This is a genomic window from Faecalibacterium hominis (ex Afrizal et al. 2022), assembly GCF_049545105.1.
Taxonomy (GTDB): Bacteria; Bacillota; Clostridia; order Oscillospirales; family Ruminococcaceae; genus Faecalibacterium; species Faecalibacterium duncaniae.
In genome coordinates, this window is record NZ_CP186860.1 from 1,303,266 (window position 1) to 1,324,842 (window position 21,577).

The window sequence follows — 21,577 nt, forward strand, 5'->3', positions numbered from 1 at the left end:
CTTTCAAAATTCAACGAATACTCGTGGATTTCTTGCACAGACACGAAAAATCACGAAGGGGATTTTGAGTCCCCCTCGTCTGCCATTCCGACACACCGGCGTATGTAGAACGGTATTATTATAGCGGATTTTCCGCCCAAAATCAAGACGCAGTTCCCTTTTGCAGAAAAAAGAATTTTTCGCCTTCCCTTTCCGGGGATTCCGTGGTATCCTTACAGCAAAAAAAGAGCCTGGAGGTTCCTATGAATCACACGTTTTCTGCTCCCGTTACCGATGCACAGCGTCAGCGGGACACTCTGCTGGGTGCGCTGGTGGGGCTGGCGCGCTCCACAGTCAATGAACCCAAAACGGAGGACACTGACCGCATACTGGCTGCCGGTCTGCGGCTGGCGGCTGACCCCGAGGCCGCCGAGAGCGCACTGCTCCGGATGACTGACATCGTTGAAGCGGAGAAGCACCGGGTGGCGCCCAACTGTGCTGCCTGTGCCATGCCCTGCGGAAACACCAGCAATTATGACCTCGCCCGTTTGTGGGGCGCACCCGCAGAAATTTGTGCCCTGAAAGTTCGACTGCTTTCTGCGGTCTGCGTCCTTGCCGGACAAAAAACGACGGCACAAATCCAGAAGGAGATCTGCGATGATCTATTTGTACTGGCAGAGGACTGGGACACCGAACTGCTGCTGTCCATCGTCACACGGGCCGAGGGGCTGTGCGCCCAGTAACTTTTCCAGAAACAAAAAAGCATTTCCTGCCTGAAAACGAACCTTTTTTCACAAAACCTCTTTACAAATGCGCCGCAAAAAACTATTATATAGTTATATGCTGCTGTTTGATGCAAAGTTTTTCTACCGGCGCATTCCGGTATTATTCCCACACGCAAAACGATATGAGAAAGAAGGTAGAATCCATGTCAGTGAAAAAGCCTGTCGTTCCTGCCGCTGCAGAAGCTTCCGCAGCCGAGGCAAAGCCCGCACGCAAGACCGCAAAGTCCGCTGTCAAAACGGAGAAAGCCCCCAAAACGGAAAAGACCGCCCACAAGGGCCGTCCCCCGCTTTCCCCTGAGATCTACGTTGAATTTGCCGGCAAGCAGTATAACATCACCGATCTTGTGGACCGCGCCAAGGCCGATTACCGCCTGACCCACAAAGTGGGCGTGCAGTCCTGCAAGATCTACGTCAAGCCTGAGGAAGAGGCCGCCTACTATGTCGTCAACAAGGTCGGCGGCAAGCTGCCTCTGTAAAGGCTGCGTTTCTGTTTTTCACCGCACAGAAAAAGACCAGAGCTGTTCTGCCAAGTGGCAGTTCAGTTCTGGTCTTTTGTTTTACAATGTTACAAACCCATACGCTCTTCCCTGACGCGGAACGCGGGGTCTTACTTCAGGAACTTGTGCACGGCGCGGGCCACGATGCCGCCCAGGATGCCGGAGACGAGGAACTCAGCCACGCCCTGGACACCAACCAGCAGCACAACGAACATCAGGGGGTTGGCAGCGCCCTTAACGGACACCAGGTTCTGGACATAGTCGCAGTTGTAGAACGCCAGCACGATATAGCCCATGAAGAACAGGGTGTTCAGGGCCGGAGCGCACATAGCGCTGACGATATAGCTCCAGGTGCGGCTCTTGTCCAGCTTGCTCAGGCCGTTGAAGATCAGGCCCACACACACGCCCATCAGCACACGCATGCCCACGCAGAGGATAAAGGTGTTGACAGGGCTGACCTGGAACAGAGCGCCGGTCATGGCGGAAGCACCGGTAACGGCATCATAGAAGCTCACCGCGCCGAACACGCCGCCCAGCACAGCACCGGCCACAGGGCCCATGGTGATGGCACCCACCGCAATGGGCAGGGTCAGGAAGCTCATGTAAAGCGGGCCCATGGGCACACTGCCCAGGCCGATGGCCTTCATTACAAGCTCGATGGCGACCAGCAGTGCCAGTCGGGTGAGAGTGCGAAGATCGTTGTTTTTCATAATTCAGTTTTCCTCCTGCTGCCGTTCCGCCCTATACGTCGGATACGGCGCAAATCTGGTTTTTGATAAAATGTCAGGGATGCTTGAAAATTTATAAACGACCTCACCCTCTCCGTCATTGCTTCGCAATGCCACCTCTCCCGAAGGGCGAGGCCTTGGCAATCCATGCAAAGTTTGCGGTTTTGTCAAAAGCTCCCCCTTTGGGGGAGCTGGCACGAAGTGCCTGAGAGGGTTAGGATGTTTATCTATCACAGGGAAATTTGATGCCGGCGCTCCGCCGGGCCACGGTCAGCACACGGCTGACGGCCACGGAGGTATCCAGCATCCGGCTGCACAGCTCCTGGTCACCGCCCTCGATGGCCCTGGCAAAGGCGTGGAACTCCGCCGCCTGCCGGGGCCTGCCGCCGTTCAGGTTGAAATGTTCTTCCTTGCCCTGATTGGGGTGGAAGGTCACGCCGCCGCACCAGTTGGCCGTGGATTTCTGCAGGATATAGCCCTTTGTGCCCTGGATGATATACCGGGCAGGCGCACCGCAATCCTTGGCGGCCATGCTGACTGCCTTGAAGCTGTTGTACTCCATGGTCAGGATACCGCTGGTGTCGATGCCGCGCTCCATGTTGGGCAGGTAGTGCACCTGATTCGGCTCGCCGAACAGGCCCACGATATAGCTGATGTTGTAGACATTCAGATCCATCAGGGCACCGCCCGCACACTCCGGGTCAAAAGAGACCGGCGTTTCCCCGGCACAGAAGGCATCGTAGCGGCTGGAATACTGGCTGAAATTGCACTGCACCAGCTTCACCCTGCCGATGCGGGGCAGCAGCTCCCGGATCTTGTTGTAGTTTTCGAGGTACTGGGTGGTCATGGCCTCAAACAGGAACACCTTTTTGCGGCGGGCCAGCGCTGCCAGCTCCTCGGTCTGGGCAGCGGTGCAGGCCATGGGCTTTTCCACAATGACATGCTTCCCCGCTTCCAGCGCCACCTTGGCATAGCGGTAATGCTGCAGGTTGGGCACGGCCAGATAGATCACATCCACCCACTGCAATAATTCAAAATAGTTCGTGGTGCGCTGGGGAATGCCGTACTGTTCGCACATCTCGTCGGCCACCGGCGCACTGCGCTGGGTGCTGCAGAGCGCCTGCACCGTAAAGGGGCAGTCCGGCCCTGCCAGCCAGGGCAGAAACTCCCGCACGATCATCCCCGTGCCCAGGATCCCTAGTTTCATTGTTCTCTCCATCCTGTTTCGTCGTCAGCCGTTTTTGTTCTCCTCCTCGCGGCGTTCCCGGCGCTGGGAGCGGGGGCGGCGGCCCCGGCGGAAATTGTTGTTCGGGTTCCGCCGCCTGCCCCCGGCGGCATAGTGCGGCTGAGGTGCATTCATCTGGTACAGCAGTGCCAGCCCCTTCAGCAGCAGCTCCGGGTCGTAGGTCAGCGGATGGCGGCAGAGCGGCGTGACATACTTTGCCAGCCCGCCCGTGACCACCAGGGTGGCCGGGCGGCCCAGCTCTTCCTCAATGCGCTGGGTGATGCCGTCCAGCAGAACTGCCGTGCCCAGCACAGAGCCCGAAAGCATACAGCTCTCAGTGTTCACACCAATGGCTGCTTTGGGGGAGCTCAGCCGCACCTGCGGCAGCTGGGCACAGCGCTCCCCCAGAGCCCGCAGGCCGGTGGAAAGCCCCGGGCAGATCACACCGCCCCGGAATACCCGGTTCTCATCCACAACATTAAATGTAGTGGCAGTGCCCAGATCCACGGTGATGACCGGCAGCGGGAAGTTCGCCGCAGCGTAAGCGGCATCCACCAGCCGGTCCTTGCCCACGGCATGGGGGTCTGGCACCCCCATGGTCAGGCCTGTGCGGATCTCCGGCGAAACGATGACCGGCTTTTTGCCGGTGTAATAGCGGGCGCACTCAGCCAGTGCCCCGGTGATCTGGGGCACTACGCTGGTCAGCACCGCGCCCTCGAACCGGATGGGCTTTTCCGGGTGGCGGCGGTGAGCAAACACCTTTTCCATTTCAATGCGGTATTCCGCGGCGGTACGGGTGCGCACCGTATCCATGTGGGCCACAAAGCATACACGTCCGTCCTTGATGCCGCCCAGGGCGACGGTGGTGTTGCCTATATCAATGGCTAAGATCATATTTTACCTTTCCTGCAAAACCTCTCAGGCGCTTTGCTCCGGCTCCCCTGCCAGAGGAGCCGGTTGGCTTGCCTCTCCCGGCAGGAGAGGCGGCAAAGACGCAGACCTTGACGGAGAGGTTTTATTCTAAGTCAAGCTATTTTACCGCATTTTTGCGCTGGATACAAGACCCAACCGAAAGATTTTGTTGTGCTGGCGGTGATTTTGGATTATACTAAAGAGGCAAACCCGCAAAACAGGAGGTTTTTTGGATGGATCTGCAGGGCAAATGCGTCCTTTTGGGCGTTACCGGCGGCATTGCCGCCTATAAAATGGCAAATGTGGCCAGCGCACTCAAAAAGCTGGGGGCGGACGTGGAGGTCATTATGACCGAGAACGCCACCCATTTCATCACCCCTCTCGTCTTTGAGACGCTGACCGGCCACAAATGCATGGTGGACACCTTCGACCGCGACTTCAAGTTCGAGGTCACCCACATCTCGCTGGCCAAAAAGGCGGATGTCGTTCTGGTGGCACCGGCCACGGCCAACGTCATTGCCAAAATGGCCCACGGCATTGCCGATGATATGCTCACCACCGTGGTGCTTGCAGCCAAGTGCCCCAAGCTGGTCAGCCCGGCCATGAACACCGGGATGCTGGAAAACCCCATCACGCAGGACAACCTCAGAACGCTGGAGCACTACGGCTTCACGGTCATCCCCTCCGAGAGCGGGATGCTGGCCTGCAAGGATGTGGGCAGCGGCCGCCTGCCCAGGGAGGATGTGCTCATCGAGTACATCCTGCACACCATCGCCCGGCCCAAGGATCTGGCCGGTGTCCGCATCGCTGTGACCGCCGGGCCCACGCAGGAGCCGCTGGATCCCGTGCGCTACCTGACCAACCACTCCACCGGCAAGATGGGCTATGCCATCGCCCGGGCCGCCGCCATGCGGGGAGCAGAGGTCACCCTCATCCACGGTCACACCGACCTGCCGCCGGTCCGCTTCACCACCGATGTTCCCATTACCACGGCGCAGGATATGTACGATGCCGTGACCAGCCGCTTTGAGGAGATGGACGTGCTGGTGATGGCTGCCGCCGTGGCAGACTACCGCCCCGTGACGGTGGCAAGCGACAAGATCAAGAAAAAGGACGGCGACCTCTCCATCCCTGTGGAGCGCACCGCTGACATTCTGGGCACCATCGGCCCGAAAAAGACCCACCAGTTCCTCTGCGGTTTTTCCATGGAGACCCGGGATATGGTGGAAAACTCCACGGCCAAGCTGACTCGGAAGAATCTGGACATGGTGGTGGCCAACAACCTGAAGGTCGCCGGGGCCGGTTTTGGGGTGGACACCAACGTGGTCACCTTCATCACCCCCGACGGCACCCTGGAGCTTCCCCTGATGAACAAGGCCGATGTGGCCGATGCCATTCTGGATGAGATTTTGAAGCGCAGAGGTTTATAAAAACTTTTATCCCTCTCCGTCAACCCGGCGGAGAGGGTTGTTTTTGTAAGAGAAACGTTCACTTTACCCTGCTTTTACAAAAACATTTTTCAAAATCCGGGCAAATCACTTTCCAAAAGTGCAATTTTGATGTATTCTATTCCTATCCGCTGTTCAGGTCCACTGTCCGCGGAGGAACCACAAACGAAAGAGGGGTGCGCACAGATATGCTGAAATATCTGGCAAAACGCATCGGGCGTTCCATCCTGACGCTGTTCGTCATTGTAACGCTCGTGTTCTGCCTGCTGCGGCTGATGCCGGTGGAAGGCTACTTTGCAAACTACGAAAAAATGACCGAGGCCCAGATCCAGGCGGGCCTGCAGTCCATGGGCCTGCTGGACCCGCTGCCGGTGCAGATCGGCCGCTTCTGGTGGAATGCCCTCCACGGCGACCTGGGCGTGAGCCATATTTATAAGGTAAATGCCTCGGTCACCGGCATCCTGGCCAAAAAGCTGCCCATCTCCATCCAGATGGGCGTGTTCGCCATGCTGCTGAGCCTGGTCATCGGCATTCCCATGGGTCTGCTGATGGGCCGGTTCAAGAACCGCTGGCCGGATAAGATCGGCACCGCCATCATCGTGCTCATTCAGGCCGTGCCTGCCGCCGTGTATTACCTTTATATTCAGATGTACGGCACCACCGCCCTGGGCGTGGGCCTGCTGTTTGATGCCTCTGACTGGCGGTACTGGGTGCTGCCGGTCTGCTCCATGAGCCTGGGCAACGTGGCATTCTACGCCATGTGGCTGCGCCGCTACATGGTGGACGAGAGCAACAAGGATTACGTCCGGCTGGCGCTGGCCAAGGGCGTGAGCGAGAGCAACATCGCCCTGCGCCACATCTTCCGCAACGCCATGGTGCCGCTGGTGCAGTATATTCCCTCTGCCTTCCTGAACACTGTGGTCGGCTCCATCTACATCGAGAGCCTGTATTCCATCCCCGGCATGGGCGGCCTGCTGGTCACCTGCGTCCAGCGCCACGACAACACCATGGTGCAGGGCATCGTGCTGCTGTACGCCTGCGTGGGCATCATCGGCCTGATCCTGGGTGATCTGCTCATGGTGCTCATCGATCCCCGCATCAGCTTTGGCAAGAAAGAAGGTGGCCGATAATGCTGTTCCACATGAAAGATCACAAGGCAGCTGTTCTGGAAAACGACCTGAACAAGCTGCAGAAGGACGGCCCCGCCGCTTGGGCCGACCTGCCCGAGGACGAGCTGTTCACCCCCGCCGGGTTCAGCGAGGAGCGTGCCGAGGCCACCTCCTACTCCAATTACAGCTATTGGGGCAGCACCTTCCGTGCTTTCTTCAAGAATAAGATCGCCGTGGCCCTGCTCATTGCACTGGTGTTCGTGGTGGGCTTTGCCTTTTTGCAGCCCTATCTGCCCGGTCAGGCAGATCCCAATCTCTGCCAGGTAGACTCTACCACCGGTATCCAGTTCCGCAATATCGCCCCCGGGGAAGAGGGCTTTATCTGGGGCTCCAACGCCATCGGCCAGGACCTGTGGGCCCGCATCTGGGCCGGTGCACGCACCAGTCTGACCATCGCCTTCTTCGTGGCCCTCATCGAGGCCGTGGTGGGCATCACGGTGGGCGTGCTCTGGGGCTATGTCCGCCAGCTCGATTTCTTCTTCACCGAGCTGTACAACATCTGTGATAACATCCCCTCCACCATCATCCTGATCCTGATCTCCTATGTCGCATCCCCCAGCATCCAGACCCTGATCCTGGGCATGTCCATCACGGGCTGGATCGCCATGGCGCGCTTTATCCGCAACCAGATCCTGATCATCCGCGACCGTGATTACAACGTGGCTTCCCGCTGCATCGGCACCCCCATCCGCCGCATCGTGCTGCGCAACCTGCTGCCCTATCTGGTATCGGTCATCATGCTGCGCATGGCCCTGACCATCCCCGCCGCCATCGGCAGCGAGGTGTTCATCACCTATATCGGCCTGGGTCTTTCTGTGGAAACGCCCTCTCTGGGCAACCTGATCAACGACGGCCGCAAGGTGATGATGCAGGCGGGCCTGCGGTACCAGCTGCTCTACCCCACCATCATCCTGAGCTTTGTCACCATTGCGTTCTACCTCATCGGCAACGCCTTCTCGGACGCTGCTGACCCGAAGAACCACCTGCAGTAAGGAGGGACAGAAGATGGAAAAAAATCAGCTCATCCTTTCTGTAAAGGACCTCAACATCAAATTCAACCTGCGCGGCAAGGTGCTGCATGCCATCCGCGGCATCGACCTGGACATCTACCACGGCGAAGTCCTTGCCATCGTGGGCGAATCCGGCTCCGGCAAGAGCGTGTTCACCAAGAGCTTCATGGGCCTGCTGGATGCCAACGGCTCCATCACCTCGGGCACCATTGATTATTACGGTGCCGATGACGGCAAGCCCATCCGCCTTTCCGACCTGAAAAAGGAGAAGGACTGGCTGAAGGTCCGGGGCCATGAGATCGCCATGATCATGCAGGACCCCATGACCAGCCTGAACCCCCTGAAGACCATCGGCGACCAGATCATGGAAGCCGTGGAGCTACACCAGCATCTCAAGGGCAAGGCCGCCCGGGAAAAGACCCTTGAGTACCTGCGGGACGTGGGCATTGCCGACCCCGAGGTGCGCTTTGCGCAGTATCCCCACGAGTTTTCGGGCGGTATGCGCCAGCGCGTCGTCATTGCCATTGCGGTGGCCTGCAACCCGCAGATCCTGATCTGCGACGAGCCCACCACCGCACTGGATGTGACCATTCAGGCCCAGATCCTGCAGCTGCTCAAGGAGATGCAGGTCAAGTACAACCTGACCATCGTCCTCATCACCCACGATCTGGGCGTGGTGGCCAACATCGCCGACCGGGTGGCCGTCATGTACGCAGGTGACATCGTGGAGATCGGCACCTCCGATGAGATCTACTACGACCCCCGCCACCCCTACACCTGGGCGCTGCTGTCCAGTATGCCCCAGATGGGCATCAAAGGCGAGGATCTGTTCAACATTCAGGGTACACCCCCGAACCTGTTCACCGAGATCCACGGCGATGCCTTTGCGCCCCGCAACCCCCAGGCGCTGAAGATCGACTTTGTCAAGCGCCCGCCCTACTTTACGGTCAGCCCCACCCACAAGGCCAAGACCTGGCTGCTGGACCCCCGGGCTCCCAAGGTGGAACCACCTGCCGCCGTCAAACTGTTGAAAGAGGAGGGGATGCAGGATGCCTGAAAATCGTGACATTCGCGTTTGCGAAGCAGCGAATACCCCAGTGGAGTGTTCGAGCGAAAAAAAGGTCTTGCGCCAACAAGATGGAGAGGCCTCGCCCCGGCAGGTCCTGCTTAAGGTCAAGGACCTCGAGGTGACCTACGGCTCCGGCCGCAAAGCCTTCAAGGCCGTGAACCGTGCCAACTTTGAAATTTACAAGGGTGAGACCTTTGGTCTGGTGGGCGAATCCGGCTCCGGCAAGACCACCATCGGCCGCGCCATCATGCGCATCCTGCCCACCTCGGGCGGCGAGATCCTGTACAAGGGCCAGAAGATCAACGGCAAGATCTCCCGCCAGCTGGACCAGCAGGTCATCAAGGAGATTCAGATGATCTTCCAGGACCCGCAGTCCTCCCTGAACGAGCGCGCCAAGGTCAGCTACATCGTGGGCGAGGGCCTGCAGAATGTCCGGCCCGACCTGACCGCCGCCCAGCGGGAGGAGAAGGTCCGGCAGGCACTGCTGGATGTGGGTCTGCTGCCTGAATTTGCTTCCCGTTTCCCGCATGAGTTCTCCGGCGGCCAGCGCCAGCGCATCGGCATTGCCCGCGCCCTGATCGTGGAGCCTGAGTTCATCATTGCCGACGAGCCCATCTCGGCTCTGGATATGTCCATCCGCGCCCAGGTGCTCAACCTGCTGCGCCATCTGCAGAAGGAGCGCGGCATCACTTACCTGTTCATCGCCCACGACCTCTCGGTCATGCGGTACATTTCGGACCGCATCGCCGTCATCCACAAGGGCGATATCGTGGAGCTGGCCGATGCGGAGGAGCTGGTGACCCATGCCATCCACCCCTACACCCGCAGCCTGCTCTCCGCCATCCCCATGCCCAACCCCAGGCTGGAGCGGAAGAAAAAGCTGCTGGTCTACGACCCCGCCATGCACGATTACACGCAGGAGGCTCCCCAGTGGCGGGAGCTGCGCCCCAGCCACTGGGTGCTCTGCAGCGAGCAGGAGGCCAAAGACTGGCTGGCTGAAATGTAAACTTTCTCTTGCGTTTTTTGGCAAAGTTCGCCCTTTGTTTCTTGACATTTCCACCCTGCTCTACTACAATAGCTCTTGTACGTATTGTGTTGTTTTTGACAAACGGACGAAATTTAAGACCCCATTGAATCTGGCTGCCCCGGCTGCGGGTGCAGTGACTGCTCAAAGGACAAAGGACAATTTATGACAACATCCAACACCCCGATCTACGCTTCCCAGGCACGTCCCTGGCTGAAATTCTACGATCAGAAGTACATTGACCAGACCATGCCCGCCTGCACGGCGTTTGAGCTCGTCTGCCGGCAGAACAAGAACCGGCTGGGCGAGACCGCACTGGAATACTATGGCCGCAAGTTCACCTACGCTGATTTTATCGTCAACGTCAAAAAGACAGCTGCCGCCCTGCGGGCCGCGGGCCTGAAAAAGGGCGATATCGCCACTGTGGTCAGCGTGATGACCCCGGAGATCATCTTTGCGTTCTATGCCGCCGACATGATCGGCGCGACTCTGAACCTGGTGGATCCCCGTTACAGTGTGGAGGGCATCCGCGAGTACATTGAAGAGGTGGATTCCCACCTGCTGATCTGCCTGAATGTGGTGTATGAGCGCTGCCATCAGGCTGCCAAGCGCACCCATGTGGAGCATGTGGTGGTGCTCTCCCCGGCCGATTCCCTGCCGCTGCCTCTGGCGCTGGGTTACAAGGTCCAGAATCTCGACAAGAACAAGTATCACTCCAATGTCATCCACTGGAAGCAGTTCCTTGCTGCCGGGAAGGACGAGAGCATTGCCGCGGAGCCCTATGACCCGGAGCACGCCTGCGTGGTGGTGCACACCGGCGGCACCACCGGCTCCCCCAAGGGCGTGATGCTGACCGATAACAACTTCAACGGCATCGCCATGCAGTTCTCTGCCTGCGACACGCTGTTTTCCAAGGGTCAGTCCCTGCTGAACATCATGCCCCCCTTCATTGCCTACGGCTTTGCCTGCGGCGTACATCTGCCGCTGACGCTGGGCATCAAGGTGGTCATCGTCCCCAACCTCGACCCCAATAAGCTGGGCAGCCTGATCTGGAAGTACAAGCCCGAGCACATGTTCGGCGTGCCCTCCCACTACCAGCAGCTGGCTGTTGACCCCAAGCTGCAGAACAAGGATCTCTCCTTCATCCGCAACTATGCCGCGGGCGGCGATGCCATCGCCCGGGGTGCCGAACAGACGGTCAACGACTTCCTGGCCGCTCACAATGTGGAATTCCCCATCGCCAAGGGCTACGGCATGACCGAGGCATCCTCTGCTGCCACCGCTGCTGCCGGACAGAACAACAAACCCGGCAGCGTGGGCCTGCCACTGGTCAACACGCTGGTGTCCGCCTTTGAGCCGGGCACCGACACGGAGCTGCCCATCGGCCAGCGGGGCGAGCTGTGCATCTCCGGCCCCGGCGTTATGAAGGGCTACTACAACAAGCCTGCCGAGACCGCCGCCATCCTGCGCACCCATGCAGATGGCCGGGTCTGGGTGCATACCGGTGACATCGGCTATCTGGACGAGGACGGCTTTGTCTATCTGGACAGCCGGATCAAGCGGCTCATCATCCGTCACGATGGCTTCAAGGTGTTCCCCTCCATGATCGAAAATGTGGTCAGCCAGCATCCCGCCGTGCATCAGTGCTCTGTGGTGGGCTGCGTTGACAAGGATCATGTGCAGGGCCGCCTGCCTTTTGTCTATCTGGTGCTTGACCCTGCGGTTCCCGCCGCCAAGCGTAAGCAGATCATCAAGGAGCTGCGCCAGCTCTGCATTGAAGAGCTGCCCGAATATGTCCAGCCTGTGGGGTACAAGATCATCCCCGAAATGCCCCTGACGCTGGCCGCTAAATTTGATTATCGCAAGCTGGAAGAAGAGATCACTCCCCGCGATTATTAAGCAGAATAATACACATTGGAAAGGATTCGTGACGACACCATGAAAAAGAAACTGATTGGCCTGGCCCTTTCGGCCGCCATGCTGTTCTCTGTCCTGAGCGTTCCGGCCTTTGCAGCCGTCCCGGAAGAGAGCGCAGACCCCGCTCTGACCACTGAACAGACCGCCGCAGAGGAGGAGAACTGTTTCTTCACCTCCAGCAGCACCGAAGAAGAGAAGGAGCCCAACTCCATCACCTATGTTGCCCTGGGCGACAGCATCTGCGCCGGCATCGGCCTGACTACCGTTCAATATGCACATAACTTGATGGGCGTGGACGTTTCCTTCAACTTCAAGGGTTACCCCGAGACCTGCTATGTGGGTCAGGTGGGCAAAAGCCTGAACCTCGACCGGGATCATGCCATCAATCTGGGCCTGCCCGGCGTGATGAGCAAGGATATGCTGGAGCTGGTCAAGACCGGCACCATGGCCGAGATGAACACCCTCTCCGGCTGCCAGTACAATTACCCCGAGTTTGTAGATTACATCAAAAGTGCCGATGTTATCTCCCTCCAGCTGGGCTCCAATGATGCTTTTGTGCCCACCGTGGTCTCTTTTGGTGAGGCCACTAACTGGAAAAGTGAAGACCTGGCTTCCATCGTGCTCAGCGGCAACCTGCGCGGCAGCAGCAAGGAAACCGAGGACGCACTGAACGAGAGCCTGAAAAAGCTCAGCCTGACCCGCAGTGAGAAGGATGCCGTCTGGAACCTGTTCTTCTCCGGCATGAACAAGATCTGCGAGAACGCTTATCCCGAAAGCAGCAGCAACCTGCGCCAGATCGTGGCAGCCGTCAAGGAGCTGAACCCTGATGCCCAGATCCTGATCATCGGTGCCACCAACCCTGTGCCCCTGCTGCCCAGCTGGAGCAACTACTTCAGCAAGCTGAACAACTACGAAAAGCAGCTGGCCGATGTTTACGGTGCCACCTACGTTTCCATCCCCTTTGCTCAGACTGAGCTGGATGGCCACCCCACCGTCTCCGGCCACAAGTACATCGCCGACAAGATCGTCAAGGCCATCGAGGCCCAGCAGTAAAATGAAAGAGGGACAGCCCTCTCCGTCAAAGCCTGCGGCTTTGCCAGCTCCCCCGAAAGGGGGAGCTTTTTTGATGCCGTAAAATACAGCACCAAACCTCTCCCCTCGGGAGAGGTGGCATTGCGAAGCAATGACGGAGAGGGTCGTCCCTCTCGATGAAAAAATATTACTTTTCGTAGCTCTGAGACAGTTCGTTCTTGGGGTCCCGGTCCATCAGAGAGCGCACCGCCTCGGCGGCGCTCATGCCCTTGTTCACAACAGCGTTCACGGTCTGAACGATGGGCATTTCCACCTGATACTTGGCGGCAAGTTCCAGCGCGGCGGGCAGGGCGTTCATACCCTCAACCACCATGCCCACCTCCTTCACGGCCTGCTCCGGGGTCTCACCCTTGCCGATGAGGATGCCGGCCCGGTTGTTGCGGCTGTGCATACTGGTGGCGGTCACGATCAGGTCACCAATACCGGCCAGACCGGCAAAGGTGTGGACATTGCAGCCCATGGCCACGCCCAGCCGGGCAAGCTCGGCAATGCCGCGGGTGATGAGGGCGGCACGGGCGTTGTCGCCATAGCCCAGGCCGGTGGAGATGCCCACGCCCAACGCAATGACGTTCTTCATGGCACCGCTGAGCTCCACGCCCTTGATGTCCTCGTTGGTGTACACACGCATGACATTGTTGGTGAACACCGTCTGCACGAATCTGGCCGCTTCCATATCCTTGCTGGCCGAAACGATGGTGGTGGGCAGGTCGATCGCCACCTCCTCGGCGTGGGTGGGGCCGCTCAGGGCCACCAGACGCACCCCCTTGGGACCACCCTCTTTGCCCAGCTCATCGGCCAGGATCTCCGTCATGGTGAACAGGGTATCCTTTTCAATGCCCTTGGCAACGTCCACAATGATCTGACCGTCCGGCACAAAGGGCCGGGCCTTGGCGGCGGTGGAGCGTACGAACACCGACGGCACCGCGAACAGCAGGATCTCCTTGTCCGTGCATACCTCTTCCACGCTCTTGGTGAACTTCATCTCTGCCGGAATGGTCATGCCGGGCAGATTGGGGTGGACCCGGGTGGTGGAAAGGTTGTCGATCTCCTGTTCCAGCGCCGACCACACGGTCACGTCATTGCCGCTCACCGTCAGCATCCGCGCCAGAGCCATGCCCCAGGTGCCTGCACCCAGAATACCAATTTTATGCTTCATTGTGTTTTGTCCTCCGTATGCGCCGGGCTGCTTGTGTGCCCGGCCTGTTCCCCGCGCTTCCTGCACGGGGCCTGTCTGATTCCATTTTACACGAAACATCGTACCGCGTCAACTCCTTGCCAGTCTGCACAAAGTTAACCTGTGTTTTCTTTTGTTTTTGGCCAGAGTGAAAGATTTTCGCCAATGGATTGCACTTATCTCCATTTCATGCTATAGTATTTTGGTAGGAATTGTAGGATATGCTCTTGACCTGAACCACAGTTTAAGGTGTATCCCAAAGATATTCCACCGTTTTTTATCAATAAGGAAGAAAAATATGTTTGAAGCACTTCTTACCAACCGCACGGTCAGCGTGCTGTGGGAGGCCCTGCCCCGCATCCTGACGGCAGGCCTGACCATGACCATTCCCCTGACCCTGATCTCCTTCAGCCTTGCCATGGTCATTGCAGTGGCTGTTGCGCTGGTGCAGTACGCCAATGTTCCGGTGCTGCGCCAGATTGCCCGGTTCTACATCTGGGTCATCCGGGGCACGCCGCTGCTGGTGCAGCTGTTCATCATCTTCTACGGCCTGCCCAGCCTGGGCATCATGCTGGATGCTTTTCCGGCAGCCGTCATCGCCTTTGCTTTCAACGAGGGTGCCTACTGCGCCGAGACCATGCGCGGCGCGCTGGAAAGCGTGCCCCAGGGCCAGCTGGAGGCCGGTTCCTGCGTGGGCATGACCTGGTGGCAGATCATGCGCCGCATCGTTCTGCCGCAGGCCCTGCGCACCGCCGTGCCCTCCCTGTCCAACTCCCTCATCAGCATGATCAAGGACACCTCTCTGGCCTCCAACATCACGGTGGCAGAGTTGTTCATGGCAGGCCAGCGTGTGGCAGCCCGCACCTACATTTTCCTGCCCATCTACTGCGAGGTGGCTGTGGTCTACCTGCTGTTCTGCACCATCATCACCAAGCTGCAGGCGCTGGTGGAGCGGCAGTTGAACGCGCACGGTTTCCAGTGAGAAAGGGGTGGACGGTATGGCCATGTTAGAGATCAAAGACATCCACAAAACATTTTACACCTATGATGACAAGCCCCGCTTCCACATCGGGCCTTTCCCGCGCGGCACTGCCCGCCGGGTGCGCAGCGCACTGCACGTCCTGAACGGCGTGGACCTGAGTGTGGAAAAGGGAGACGTTGTTGCCATTCTGGGCCCTTCCGGCTCCGGCAAGACCACCCTGCTGCGCTGCCTGAACTTTCTGGAGACCGCTGACAGCGGCACTCTGGTGTTCGACGGCGAATCCTTCGATCTTGGCAGGATCTCCCGGGCCGACATTGCCCGCCTGCGCAAAAAAACGGCCTTTGTGTTCCAGAACTACAACCTGTTCCGGAACAAGACCGCCCTGCAGAATGTGACCGAGGGCCTGATCGTTGCCCGCAGGATGCCCAAAGAGCAGGCGGATGAGATCGGCAGACGGATGCTGGAAAAGGTCGGTCTGGCCGACCGGGCTGACTACTATCCCCGCCAGCTTTCCGGCGGACAGCAGCAGCGCGTTGCCATTGCCCGCGCCCTTGCCACCGACCCGGAGATCATTTACTTTGACGAACCCACCAGTGCCCTTGACCCGGAGTTGACCGGTGAGGTGCTCTCGGTCATGCGAAATCTGGCCGAGGAGGGCATGACCATGCTGGTGGTCACCCACGAGATGGGCTTTGCCCGCAACGTCTCCTCCAAGACGGTATTCATGGAGAACGGCGTGGTGGTGGAGCAGGCCCCTTCCCACGAATTCTTTGCCCACCCCCGCGAGGAGCGGACCCGGGAGTTCCTGCGGAAGATCGAGCACACAGCATAAGGGATGGCCGACGGGGAGCTTTCCACGCAAATGCTTCGGGCCATTCCATCGCCCGCCCTATTGCCTTCGGCAACAGGGTCCCACCCCAGCGGAACATTTGCTTAGGAAACTCCCCGCCGTCCTTTTGATACAGCTTTTTCTATGAAAGGATCTTAACTATGAAGCGCAGAACTTTTATTTCGATGTTGAGTGTCATGGCCGCCGCCGGCGTTCTGACCCTGTCCGGCTGCTCCAACAGCAGCACCTCCACCGCCGCAAGCGCCGGTGCATCCTCTGCTGCCGGTTCTTCTGCTGACCAGCTGGCTGCCATTCAGGCCAGTGGCAAGCTGATCGTGGCACTGGAGGGCGCATGGCAGCCCTGGAGCTACCATGACGAGAGCGACACTCTGGTGGGCTATGATGTGGAGGTCTCCCGCGCCATTGCCGAAAAGCTGGGCGTGGAGCCGGAGTATGTGGAGAGTGATTGGGACAGCCTGTTCGCCGGTCTGGACGCTGGACGCTTTGACATGGTCTGCAACGGCGTGGAGGTCACCGACGAGCGCGCCCTGACTTATGATTTCACCACTCCCTACGGTTACATCCACACCGCTCTGGCCGTCCGCAAGGACAACGACGAGATCAAGACCTTCGAGGACCTGAAGGGCAAGACCACTGCCAACAGCCTGGCTTCCACCTACATGGAGCTGGCTGAGAGCTACGGTGCTACCGTGCAGGGCATCGACACCCTGGAGGAAACCATCCAGCTGCTGGCTGCCGGACGCATTGACGCGACCCTGAATGCGGATGTCTCCTTCTACGATTACCTGAACGTCCATCCGGATGCCGACTTCAAGATCGTGGCCCAGACTGAGGATGCCTCCCACGTTGCCATCCCCCTGCGCAAGGGCGACAACAGCGCCACCCTGCTGGAAGCCGTCAACAACGCCATCGATGAGCTGCGCGCCGACGGCACCCTGAAGGAGCTGAGCGAGAAGTACTTCGGTCAGGATATCTCCTCCGAGAATTGATCTTTTCCTGAATACGCCAGGAGGGCGGCTGCGATGCAGCCGCCCTCCTTTTGTTATGCGTGAAAATAATCATAGATGGTCTGTGCCAGCTGTGGGCCAACGCCGGGGGTATTTTCCAGCTGGTCGGGGGTGGCCTCTCGCACAGCACCCACGCTCTTGAACTGTGTCATCAGGGCCTTGGCCGTTTTGGGGCCCACGCCGGGCACCTCGGTCAGGGTGGAGGAATAGCTCTTCTTCCGCATCTGCTGCTTGCGGTAGGCATTGGCAAAGCGGTGAGTCTCGTCCTGGATGGCCGTGATAAAGGTGAATGTCCCCCGGTTCATATTGATGGCGATCTCCCGGCCCTCACTGTCCACGATGGCGCGGGTACGGTGATGGTCATCCTTGACCATGCCGTAAAGGGGCACATCGGCCAGCGAAGTGCCTGCCAGTGCCGCCTTGGCCGCGCTGACCTGTCCCCGGCCGCCGTCCATCAGCAGCAGGTCCGGCTTCTGCCCGAAATAATTATCGCTGCCCTGCCCCTGTGCGGCCAGCGCGGCGTATTTCTCATACTCTGCCGCCCGCCGGGACACCGTCTCGGCCAGCGAAGCGTAGTCGTCCGTCCCCAGCACGGTCTTCATCCGGAACTTCCGATACCCGGCTTTGTAGGGCTTGCCATCCCGGAAGGTGACCATGCCGCAGACGCTGGTGCCATCACCCCAGTTGGAGATATCGTAGCTCTCAATGGTGCGGGGCGGCTTGGAAAGCCCCAGCACCTGCGCCATCTCATCCAGCAGCTTTTCCTCACGGGCGTAGCGGCCGCTCTCCCGGGCCAGCCGTTCCACCGCGTTGGTGTGGGCCATCTCGACCAGATGGGCCTTATCGCCCCGCTGGGGCACATAGAGCTGCACCTCACTGCCCCGCTTTTCGTTCAGGGCCTGCTGCAGCACTTCGCTGTCCGGCGGCAGCTCGTCCACGGCAATGATCTTTGGGATCTGCTCATCGTCCAGATAATACCGGGGCAAAAACTCCTCCCGCACGGCGGCAATATCTGCCGTATCGTGGAAAAGGAACTCCCGCTTATCGGTCAGCCGCCCCTCCCGGAAGCGCAGGACCGCCGCGCAGACACTGCTGGGGGTACCGGCCAACGCCACCACATCCATCTCCACCTCCGGGTCCACCACGACCTTCTGGCCCGCTGTCACCTTGGTGATGGCGTTGATCTGGTCCCGGAGGAGGGCCGCTGTCTCAAATTCCAGCCGGTCAGAGGCTTCCAGCATCCGCTCGTTCAGGGTCTTGAGAATGTCCTTTTTGCCGTACCGGATCAGATGCACCGCGTTCTTTACGGCCTGATTGTAGTTCTCGCAGCTGATCTTTCCGCTGCACACGGCCATGCACTTGCCGATATGGGCATTCAGGCAGGGCCGCCCCTTGCCGATATCCTGGGGGAACCGTTTGCTGCACCGGGGCAGCAAAAAGGCATCCAGCGCAGTCTCGGCCATCTGCCGGGCCGCAAAGGACGAGGTATAGGGGCCGATGTATTCGGCATCGTCCTCCTCCTTTTGCAGCACGAAGGAAAGGCGGGGCCAGGCTTCCCGGGTCACCTTGATATAGCTGTAACCCTTGTCATCCTTCAGCAGGATATTGTATTTGGGGGTGTGCGCCTTGATCTGGCTGGCTTCCAGCACCAGCGCCTCGAACTCGCTCTGGCAGACGATAACATCAAACGCATAGGCGTGAGCGATCATCTGGCTGACCTTGTTGTCGTGGGGCACACCCTCGCGGAAATACTGGCTCACCCGGATGCGCAAGCGTTTGGCTTTGCCGATATAGATGATGGTATCGCTTTTGTCCCGGATGATATACACACCGGGCAAAAGCGGCAGCATACAGGCTTTCTGATACAGTTCTGCTTTGGTCATGGCAGCTCCTTGGTAAAACAAAAAGCGGCAGGAAAAACATCCCGCCGCCTCAAAAATCAAAGGCTCGAATTACTCTGCAAAGCCAGACTCGACCAGCTTGATCAGGCCGTCAACAGCAGCCTGCTCGTCTGCGCCGTCAGCGATGATGCGGATGGTGGTGCCGCCCACGATGCCCAGAGACAGAACGCCCAGCAGGCTCTTAGCGTTCACGCGGCGCTCTTCCTTCTCGACCCAGATGGAAGACTTGAACTCGTTAGCCTTCTGGATAAAGAAGGTAGCCGGACGAGCGTGCAGACCAACCTGATTTTCAACGGTAACTTCTTTGACGTACATAGTAAAACGCTCCTATCTATTATCGTTCTCGGGAATTCGATTTGTTTCTTGCCTGTTGCGTTGTACCTATTTTAGCGCAAGCCGAAACCAATGTACAGCCCCAGAACGCATTTTTGGCGGTTTTCCCAATGATGAGGGGGGTCTTTTTCGCCTTTTATACAAAGATAACAAAATTATTCCCCCAGTGTTGGCCGGGTAATACAAAAGTTTTCAACATTTTTTCGACCTTCGACAGTTTCCCGGCCCGTTCGACCCTGTTTTCAGCCCTGATAGCGCATTTCCAGCACCTGACTGGGGCGCACCACCAGCGGGTCTTTGGCCGGGTCGAATTTCTCCTTTGCGCCCACTACCTGCCAGCCCATGCGGCGGTAAAGAGCCAGTGCCCGGGTGTTGGTGTTCAGCACCGTAAGCACCGGGTGCTCATGCTCTGGCAGCTTCTTCCGGGCGAAATCCAGCATCTTCTGGCCGATGCCCCTGCCCCGGGTGCTCTCCGTCACAAAAAGATGCTCCACCTGCCCGGTCTTGTGGTGTACGCTGACCGTGGCATCCGGCACATCCTTGGTATAGTGGAGGTAGCAGACCCAGCCTTCCTGCTTTTCCTGCTGCAGCTGCGGCAGGAACATCTCCGGGGTCAGGGCATCCAGCGCTTCCTGCACCCAGCCCCCGGCACAAATGCTCCGGCGGCCCTCCGCAAACAGCTTTGCGGCAGCCTCCATCTGCTCAGCGGTCTTGACCAGCCGGACATTCTCTCCCCGCTTCCACTTGGGGATCTCGGTCAGGGGATGGGTCTCACACCACTGCTCGTAGAGCTCCGGGCGGCGCAGACGGGTGCGCTCCCGGCTCTGCTGCCCCCGCCAGGCATCGATCTTCTGGTGGTTGCCCTCCAGCAGGACAGGCGGTACAGCACGGCCCTCCCAGACCTCGGGGCGGGTGTACTGGGGGTACTCCAGCAGACCGTCCCAGTAGCTCTCCTCCTCGTAGCCCTTCTGCTCGGCCAGAACGCCGGGTTTCAGGCGGAGGACGCTGTCTGCCACCACCAGGCTGGCCAGCTCGCCGCCGGTGAGGATATAATCGCCGATGGAAATTTCCTCGTCCGCAAAGGCATCGATCACGCGCTCATCGATGCCCTCGTAGTGGCCGCAGACCAGGGTCAGGTTGTCGTACTGGGCCAGCCGCCGGGCGTGCTCCTCGGTATAGCGCTGCCCACCTGCCGTCAGGAATACTATATGCGGCGCAGGCCGTCCCTGTTCCTGCACTTCCTTCTGGACTGCCCGCAGGCAGTCGGCAATGGGCTGGGCATAGAGCACCATGCCGCAGCCGCCGCCATAGGGATAGTCGTCGGTCTGCTTCTGTTTATTCAGGGTGTAGTCCCGGATCTGGTGGCAGTGAGTCTCAATATATCCCTTTTTGGCGGCGCGGCCGATGATGCTGGAATCCAGCACCTGCTGGCACATCTCCGGGAAAAGGGTCACGATGTCCACACGCATCCCCATGGCTCACTCCTCCTCCCGCTCACTGTCAAAATCGTCATCCAGCAGGCCCGGAATGGGGGTGACAAGGAGATAGCCCTCCGGCGGGTTTCGCTCTTTCAAAAAGGCATCCACCCCGGGGAACATATATTCCTTGCCGCCGGGGGCCTTGACGGTGTAGATATCCTGTGCGCCGGGGTGGTCCACGCTGGTCACCACGCCGTACACCTTGCCGGTATCGGCATCCCGCACTTCACACCCGATGAGGTCGGCCACATACCACTTGCCCGCAGGCAGGGTGGCATCGTCACGGTCAAAGTAGAACACCTGCCCCCGCAGGGCACGGGCGGCATCCATATCGCTGACCCCTTCCAGCTGGAGCAGGGCCATCTGCCCCTGGGGGCGGATGGAGGTGATCTTGTAGCACCTGCCGCCCTGGGGGGTGGTGTACAGGCGGCCCACCTTTTTCAGAAAGGCCACGCCGTCACACCACAGCTCCAGCTTCATCTCGCCGCGCACACCGTGGGTGGTCACCACCTTGCCGGCTTCCAAGTATTTCTGCATTGCTTTTACTCCTTTAGCATCCTCACCCTCTCCGTCATTGCTACGCAATGCCACCTCTCCCGAGGGGAGAGGCCTTGGCAGTCACCACAAAGTTTCTGGTTTTGCCAAGGGCTCCCCCTTTGGGGGAGCTGGACGCGAAGCGGCCTGAGAGGGCGAGCTGCCTAATAATACAAAAAGGCCCCTTGCCTTGCGGCAAAGGGCCCGTAGGGTGCTCAGTCGATCTCAACAAGGACCTTTTCATCGACCCGCACAGCAGCCGCGCGCATCACCACACGAATGGCTTTTGCGATCCGGCCCTGCTTGCCGATGACACGGCCCATATCTCCCTCTGCCACGCTCAGGTGGTAGACGATGGTGCCGTCCTCGCGGGGCTCGTCCACCGTGACCTTGACGGCTTCCTTGTCCTCCACGAGACCGCGGGCAACTGCCAGCAACAGCTCCTGCATGAGTCAGCCCTCCT

At 59.2% G+C, this 21,577-nt stretch carries 21 protein-coding genes; 12 read left to right on the forward strand and 9 right to left on the reverse strand.

The features are described from left to right. Nucleotides 1–242 precede the first annotated feature (242 nt). The gene (locus tag ACKXGA_RS06280; protein ID WP_117476741.1) at nt 243–722 is read left to right on the forward strand and encodes a hypothetical protein; all 480 of its coding nucleotides are present in this window, start codon (nt 243–245) and stop codon (nt 720–722) included. Nucleotides 723–886: 164 nt separating this feature from the next. Beyond that, entirely contained in the window at nt 887–1,240 is a 354-nt protein-coding gene (locus ACKXGA_RS06285) for a DUF6465 family protein (RefSeq protein WP_278320814.1), read from the forward strand. Between the two features lie 131 nt (nt 1,241–1,371). Here the strand turns inward: ACKXGA_RS06285 and ACKXGA_RS06290 are convergent, their stop codons facing one another. The 3 genes from ACKXGA_RS06290 to ACKXGA_RS06300 all read right to left on the reverse strand — a co-directional run bounded on the left by ACKXGA_RS06290 (nt 1,372) and on the right by ACKXGA_RS06300 (nt 4,108). Next, entirely contained in the window at nt 1,372–1,971 is a 600-nt protein-coding gene (locus ACKXGA_RS06290; protein ID WP_097771480.1) for an ECF transporter S component, read from the reverse strand. Between the two features lie 241 nt (nt 1,972–2,212). Continuing rightward, nucleotides 2,213–3,196, reverse strand: a complete 984-nt coding sequence (locus ACKXGA_RS06295; RefSeq protein ID WP_423730288.1) for a Gfo/Idh/MocA family protein — start codon at nt 3,194–3,196, stop codon at nt 2,213–2,215. Between the two features lie 24 nt (nt 3,197–3,220). Beyond that, nucleotides 3,221–4,108 carry a type III pantothenate kinase gene (locus ACKXGA_RS06300; protein WP_156072572.1) on the reverse strand — a complete coding sequence of 296 codons (888 nt, stop codon included), beginning with the start codon at nt 4,106–4,108 and terminating at the stop codon, nt 3,221–3,223. Between the two features lie 251 nt (nt 4,109–4,359). On the opposite strand from ACKXGA_RS06300, the gene coaBC reads away from it, so the two are divergent. The 7 genes from coaBC (at nt 4,360) to ACKXGA_RS06335 (ending at nt 12,816) form a co-directional block, all read left to right on the forward strand. Then, nucleotides 4,360–5,556, forward strand: a complete 1,197-nt coding sequence (gene coaBC / locus ACKXGA_RS06305; RefSeq protein ID WP_423730289.1) for a bifunctional phosphopantothenoylcysteine decarboxylase/phosphopantothenate--cysteine ligase CoaBC — start codon at nt 4,360–4,362, stop codon at nt 5,554–5,556. Nucleotides 5,557–5,762: 206 nt separating this feature from the next. Further along, nucleotides 5,763–6,704 carry an ABC transporter permease gene (locus ACKXGA_RS06310; RefSeq protein WP_005931767.1) on the forward strand — a complete coding sequence of 314 codons (942 nt, stop codon included), beginning with the start codon at nt 5,763–5,765 and terminating at the stop codon, nt 6,702–6,704. Then, the gene (locus tag ACKXGA_RS06315) at nt 6,704–7,735 is read left to right on the forward strand and encodes an ABC transporter permease (protein WP_005931769.1); all 1,032 of its coding nucleotides are present in this window, start codon (nt 6,704–6,706) and stop codon (nt 7,733–7,735) included. Before ACKXGA_RS06310 ends, ACKXGA_RS06315 begins: the two co-directional genes overlap by 1 nt. A gap of 13 nt (nt 7,736–7,748) precedes the next feature. Then, nucleotides 7,749–8,810, forward strand: a complete 1,062-nt coding sequence (locus tag ACKXGA_RS06320; protein ID WP_097771486.1) for an ABC transporter ATP-binding protein — start codon at nt 7,749–7,751, stop codon at nt 8,808–8,810. Further along, nucleotides 8,803–9,828: an ATP-binding cassette domain-containing protein gene (locus tag ACKXGA_RS06325; protein ID WP_423730290.1), complete on the forward strand. Its 1,026-nt coding sequence runs from the start codon at nt 8,803–8,805 to the stop codon at nt 9,826–9,828. Before ACKXGA_RS06320 ends, ACKXGA_RS06325 begins: the two co-directional genes overlap by 8 nt. Nucleotides 9,829–10,011: 183 nt before the next feature. Beyond that, nucleotides 10,012–11,745 (forward strand): class I adenylate-forming enzyme family protein, encoded by a 1,734-nt coding sequence (locus ACKXGA_RS06330; protein ID WP_423730291.1) that lies wholly within the window; start codon nt 10,012–10,014, stop codon nt 11,743–11,745. 39 nt (nt 11,746–11,784) lie between these two features. Further along, nucleotides 11,785–12,816 (forward strand): SGNH/GDSL hydrolase family protein, encoded by a 1,032-nt coding sequence (locus ACKXGA_RS06335; RefSeq protein WP_423730292.1) that lies wholly within the window; start codon nt 11,785–11,787, stop codon nt 12,814–12,816. 166 nt (nt 12,817–12,982) lie between these two features. On the opposite strand, the gene ACKXGA_RS06340 is transcribed toward ACKXGA_RS06335, so the two are convergent. After that, a complete protein-coding gene (locus tag ACKXGA_RS06340) occupies nt 12,983–14,011 on the reverse strand; it encodes an NAD(P)H-dependent glycerol-3-phosphate dehydrogenase (protein WP_097771489.1) in 1,029 nt (342 codons plus the stop codon). A 316-nt stretch (nt 14,012–14,327) separates the two neighbouring features. On the opposite strand from ACKXGA_RS06340, the gene ACKXGA_RS06345 reads away from it, so the two are divergent. From ACKXGA_RS06345 to ACKXGA_RS06355, 3 genes are all read left to right on the forward strand, one after another. Beyond that, nucleotides 14,328–15,011 carry an amino acid ABC transporter permease gene (locus ACKXGA_RS06345; RefSeq protein ID WP_005931789.1) on the forward strand — a complete coding sequence of 228 codons (684 nt, stop codon included), beginning with the start codon at nt 14,328–14,330 and terminating at the stop codon, nt 15,009–15,011. Between the two features lie 16 nt (nt 15,012–15,027). Then, nucleotides 15,028–15,843, forward strand: coding sequence for an amino acid ABC transporter ATP-binding protein (locus ACKXGA_RS06350; protein WP_423730293.1), 816 nt, complete (start codon nt 15,028–15,030; stop codon nt 15,841–15,843). A gap of 158 nt (nt 15,844–16,001) precedes the next feature. Beyond that, nucleotides 16,002–16,850 (forward strand): transporter substrate-binding domain-containing protein, encoded by an 849-nt coding sequence (locus ACKXGA_RS06355; protein ID WP_423730294.1) that lies wholly within the window; start codon nt 16,002–16,004, stop codon nt 16,848–16,850. Nucleotides 16,851–16,903: 53 nt separating this feature from the next. On the opposite strand, the gene uvrC is transcribed toward ACKXGA_RS06355, so the two are convergent. From uvrC to ACKXGA_RS06380, 5 genes are all read right to left on the reverse strand, one after another. Then, nucleotides 16,904–18,751 carry an excinuclease ABC subunit UvrC gene (uvrC, locus tag ACKXGA_RS06360; RefSeq protein ID WP_186850937.1) on the reverse strand — a complete coding sequence of 616 codons (1,848 nt, stop codon included), beginning with the start codon at nt 18,749–18,751 and terminating at the stop codon, nt 16,904–16,906. A gap of 69 nt (nt 18,752–18,820) precedes the next feature. Continuing rightward, a complete protein-coding gene (locus tag ACKXGA_RS06365) occupies nt 18,821–19,084 on the reverse strand; it encodes an HPr family phosphocarrier protein (RefSeq protein WP_005920365.1) in 264 nt (87 codons plus the stop codon). A 260-nt stretch (nt 19,085–19,344) separates the two neighbouring features. Then, the gene (gene trmD / locus ACKXGA_RS06370) at nt 19,345–20,577 is read right to left on the reverse strand and encodes a tRNA (guanosine(37)-N1)-methyltransferase TrmD (RefSeq protein WP_423730295.1); all 1,233 of its coding nucleotides are present in this window, start codon (nt 20,575–20,577) and stop codon (nt 19,345–19,347) included. Between the two features lie 3 nt (nt 20,578–20,580). Continuing rightward, on the reverse strand, nt 20,581–21,117 hold the full coding sequence (gene rimM / locus ACKXGA_RS06375) for a ribosome maturation factor RimM (protein ID WP_097771496.1): 537 nt from the start codon (nt 21,115–21,117) through the stop codon (nt 20,581–20,583). A gap of 212 nt (nt 21,118–21,329) precedes the next feature. Next, nucleotides 21,330–21,563: a KH domain-containing protein gene (locus ACKXGA_RS06380; RefSeq protein WP_005934928.1), complete on the reverse strand. Its 234-nt coding sequence runs from the start codon at nt 21,561–21,563 to the stop codon at nt 21,330–21,332. Nucleotides 21,564–21,577 lie beyond the last annotated feature (14 nt).

Excerpts from the sequence above, each read along its gene's own strand:
- ACKXGA_RS06280 (WP_117476741.1), top strand. The coding sequence starts at position 243 with ATGAATCACACGTTTTCTGCTCCCGTTACCGATGCACAGCGTCAGCGG.
- ACKXGA_RS06285 (WP_278320814.1), top strand. The coding sequence starts at position 887 with ATGAGAAAGAAGGTAGAATCCATGTCAGTGAAAAAGCCTGTCGTTCCT.
- ACKXGA_RS06290 (WP_097771480.1), bottom strand. The coding sequence starts at position 1,971 with ATGAAAAACAACGATCTTCGCACTCTCACCCGACTGGCACTGCTGGTC.
- ACKXGA_RS06295 (WP_423730288.1), bottom strand. The coding sequence starts at position 3,196 with ATGAAACTAGGGATCCTGGGCACGGGGATGATCGTGCGGGAGTTTCTG.
- ACKXGA_RS06300 (WP_156072572.1), bottom strand. The coding sequence starts at position 4,108 with ATGATCTTAGCCATTGATATAGGCAACACCACCGTCGCCCTGGGCGGC.
- coaBC (WP_423730289.1), top strand. The coding sequence starts at position 4,360 with ATGGATCTGCAGGGCAAATGCGTCCTTTTGGGCGTTACCGGCGGCATT.
- ACKXGA_RS06310 (WP_005931767.1), top strand. The coding sequence starts at position 5,763 with ATGCTGAAATATCTGGCAAAACGCATCGGGCGTTCCATCCTGACGCTG.
- ACKXGA_RS06315 (WP_005931769.1), top strand. The coding sequence starts at position 6,704 with ATGCTGTTCCACATGAAAGATCACAAGGCAGCTGTTCTGGAAAACGAC.
- ACKXGA_RS06320 (WP_097771486.1), top strand. The coding sequence starts at position 7,749 with ATGGAAAAAAATCAGCTCATCCTTTCTGTAAAGGACCTCAACATCAAA.
- ACKXGA_RS06325 (WP_423730290.1), top strand. The coding sequence starts at position 8,803 with ATGCCTGAAAATCGTGACATTCGCGTTTGCGAAGCAGCGAATACCCCA.
- ACKXGA_RS06330 (WP_423730291.1), top strand. The coding sequence starts at position 10,012 with ATGACAACATCCAACACCCCGATCTACGCTTCCCAGGCACGTCCCTGG.
- ACKXGA_RS06335 (WP_423730292.1), top strand. The coding sequence starts at position 11,785 with ATGAAAAAGAAACTGATTGGCCTGGCCCTTTCGGCCGCCATGCTGTTC.
- ACKXGA_RS06340 (WP_097771489.1), bottom strand. The coding sequence starts at position 14,011 with ATGAAGCATAAAATTGGTATTCTGGGTGCAGGCACCTGGGGCATGGCT.
- ACKXGA_RS06345 (WP_005931789.1), top strand. The coding sequence starts at position 14,328 with ATGTTTGAAGCACTTCTTACCAACCGCACGGTCAGCGTGCTGTGGGAG.
- ACKXGA_RS06350 (WP_423730293.1), top strand. The coding sequence starts at position 15,028 with ATGGCCATGTTAGAGATCAAAGACATCCACAAAACATTTTACACCTAT.
- ACKXGA_RS06355 (WP_423730294.1), top strand. The coding sequence starts at position 16,002 with ATGAAGCGCAGAACTTTTATTTCGATGTTGAGTGTCATGGCCGCCGCC.
- uvrC (WP_186850937.1), bottom strand. The coding sequence starts at position 18,751 with ATGACCAAAGCAGAACTGTATCAGAAAGCCTGTATGCTGCCGCTTTTG.
- ACKXGA_RS06365 (WP_005920365.1), bottom strand. The coding sequence starts at position 19,084 with ATGTACGTCAAAGAAGTTACCGTTGAAAATCAGGTTGGTCTGCACGCT.
- trmD (WP_423730295.1), bottom strand. The coding sequence starts at position 20,577 with ATGGGGATGCGTGTGGACATCGTGACCCTTTTCCCGGAGATGTGCCAG.
- rimM (WP_097771496.1), bottom strand. The coding sequence starts at position 21,117 with ATGCAGAAATACTTGGAAGCCGGCAAGGTGGTGACCACCCACGGTGTG.
- ACKXGA_RS06380 (WP_005934928.1), bottom strand. The coding sequence starts at position 21,563 with ATGCAGGAGCTGTTGCTGGCAGTTGCCCGCGGTCTCGTGGAGGACAAG.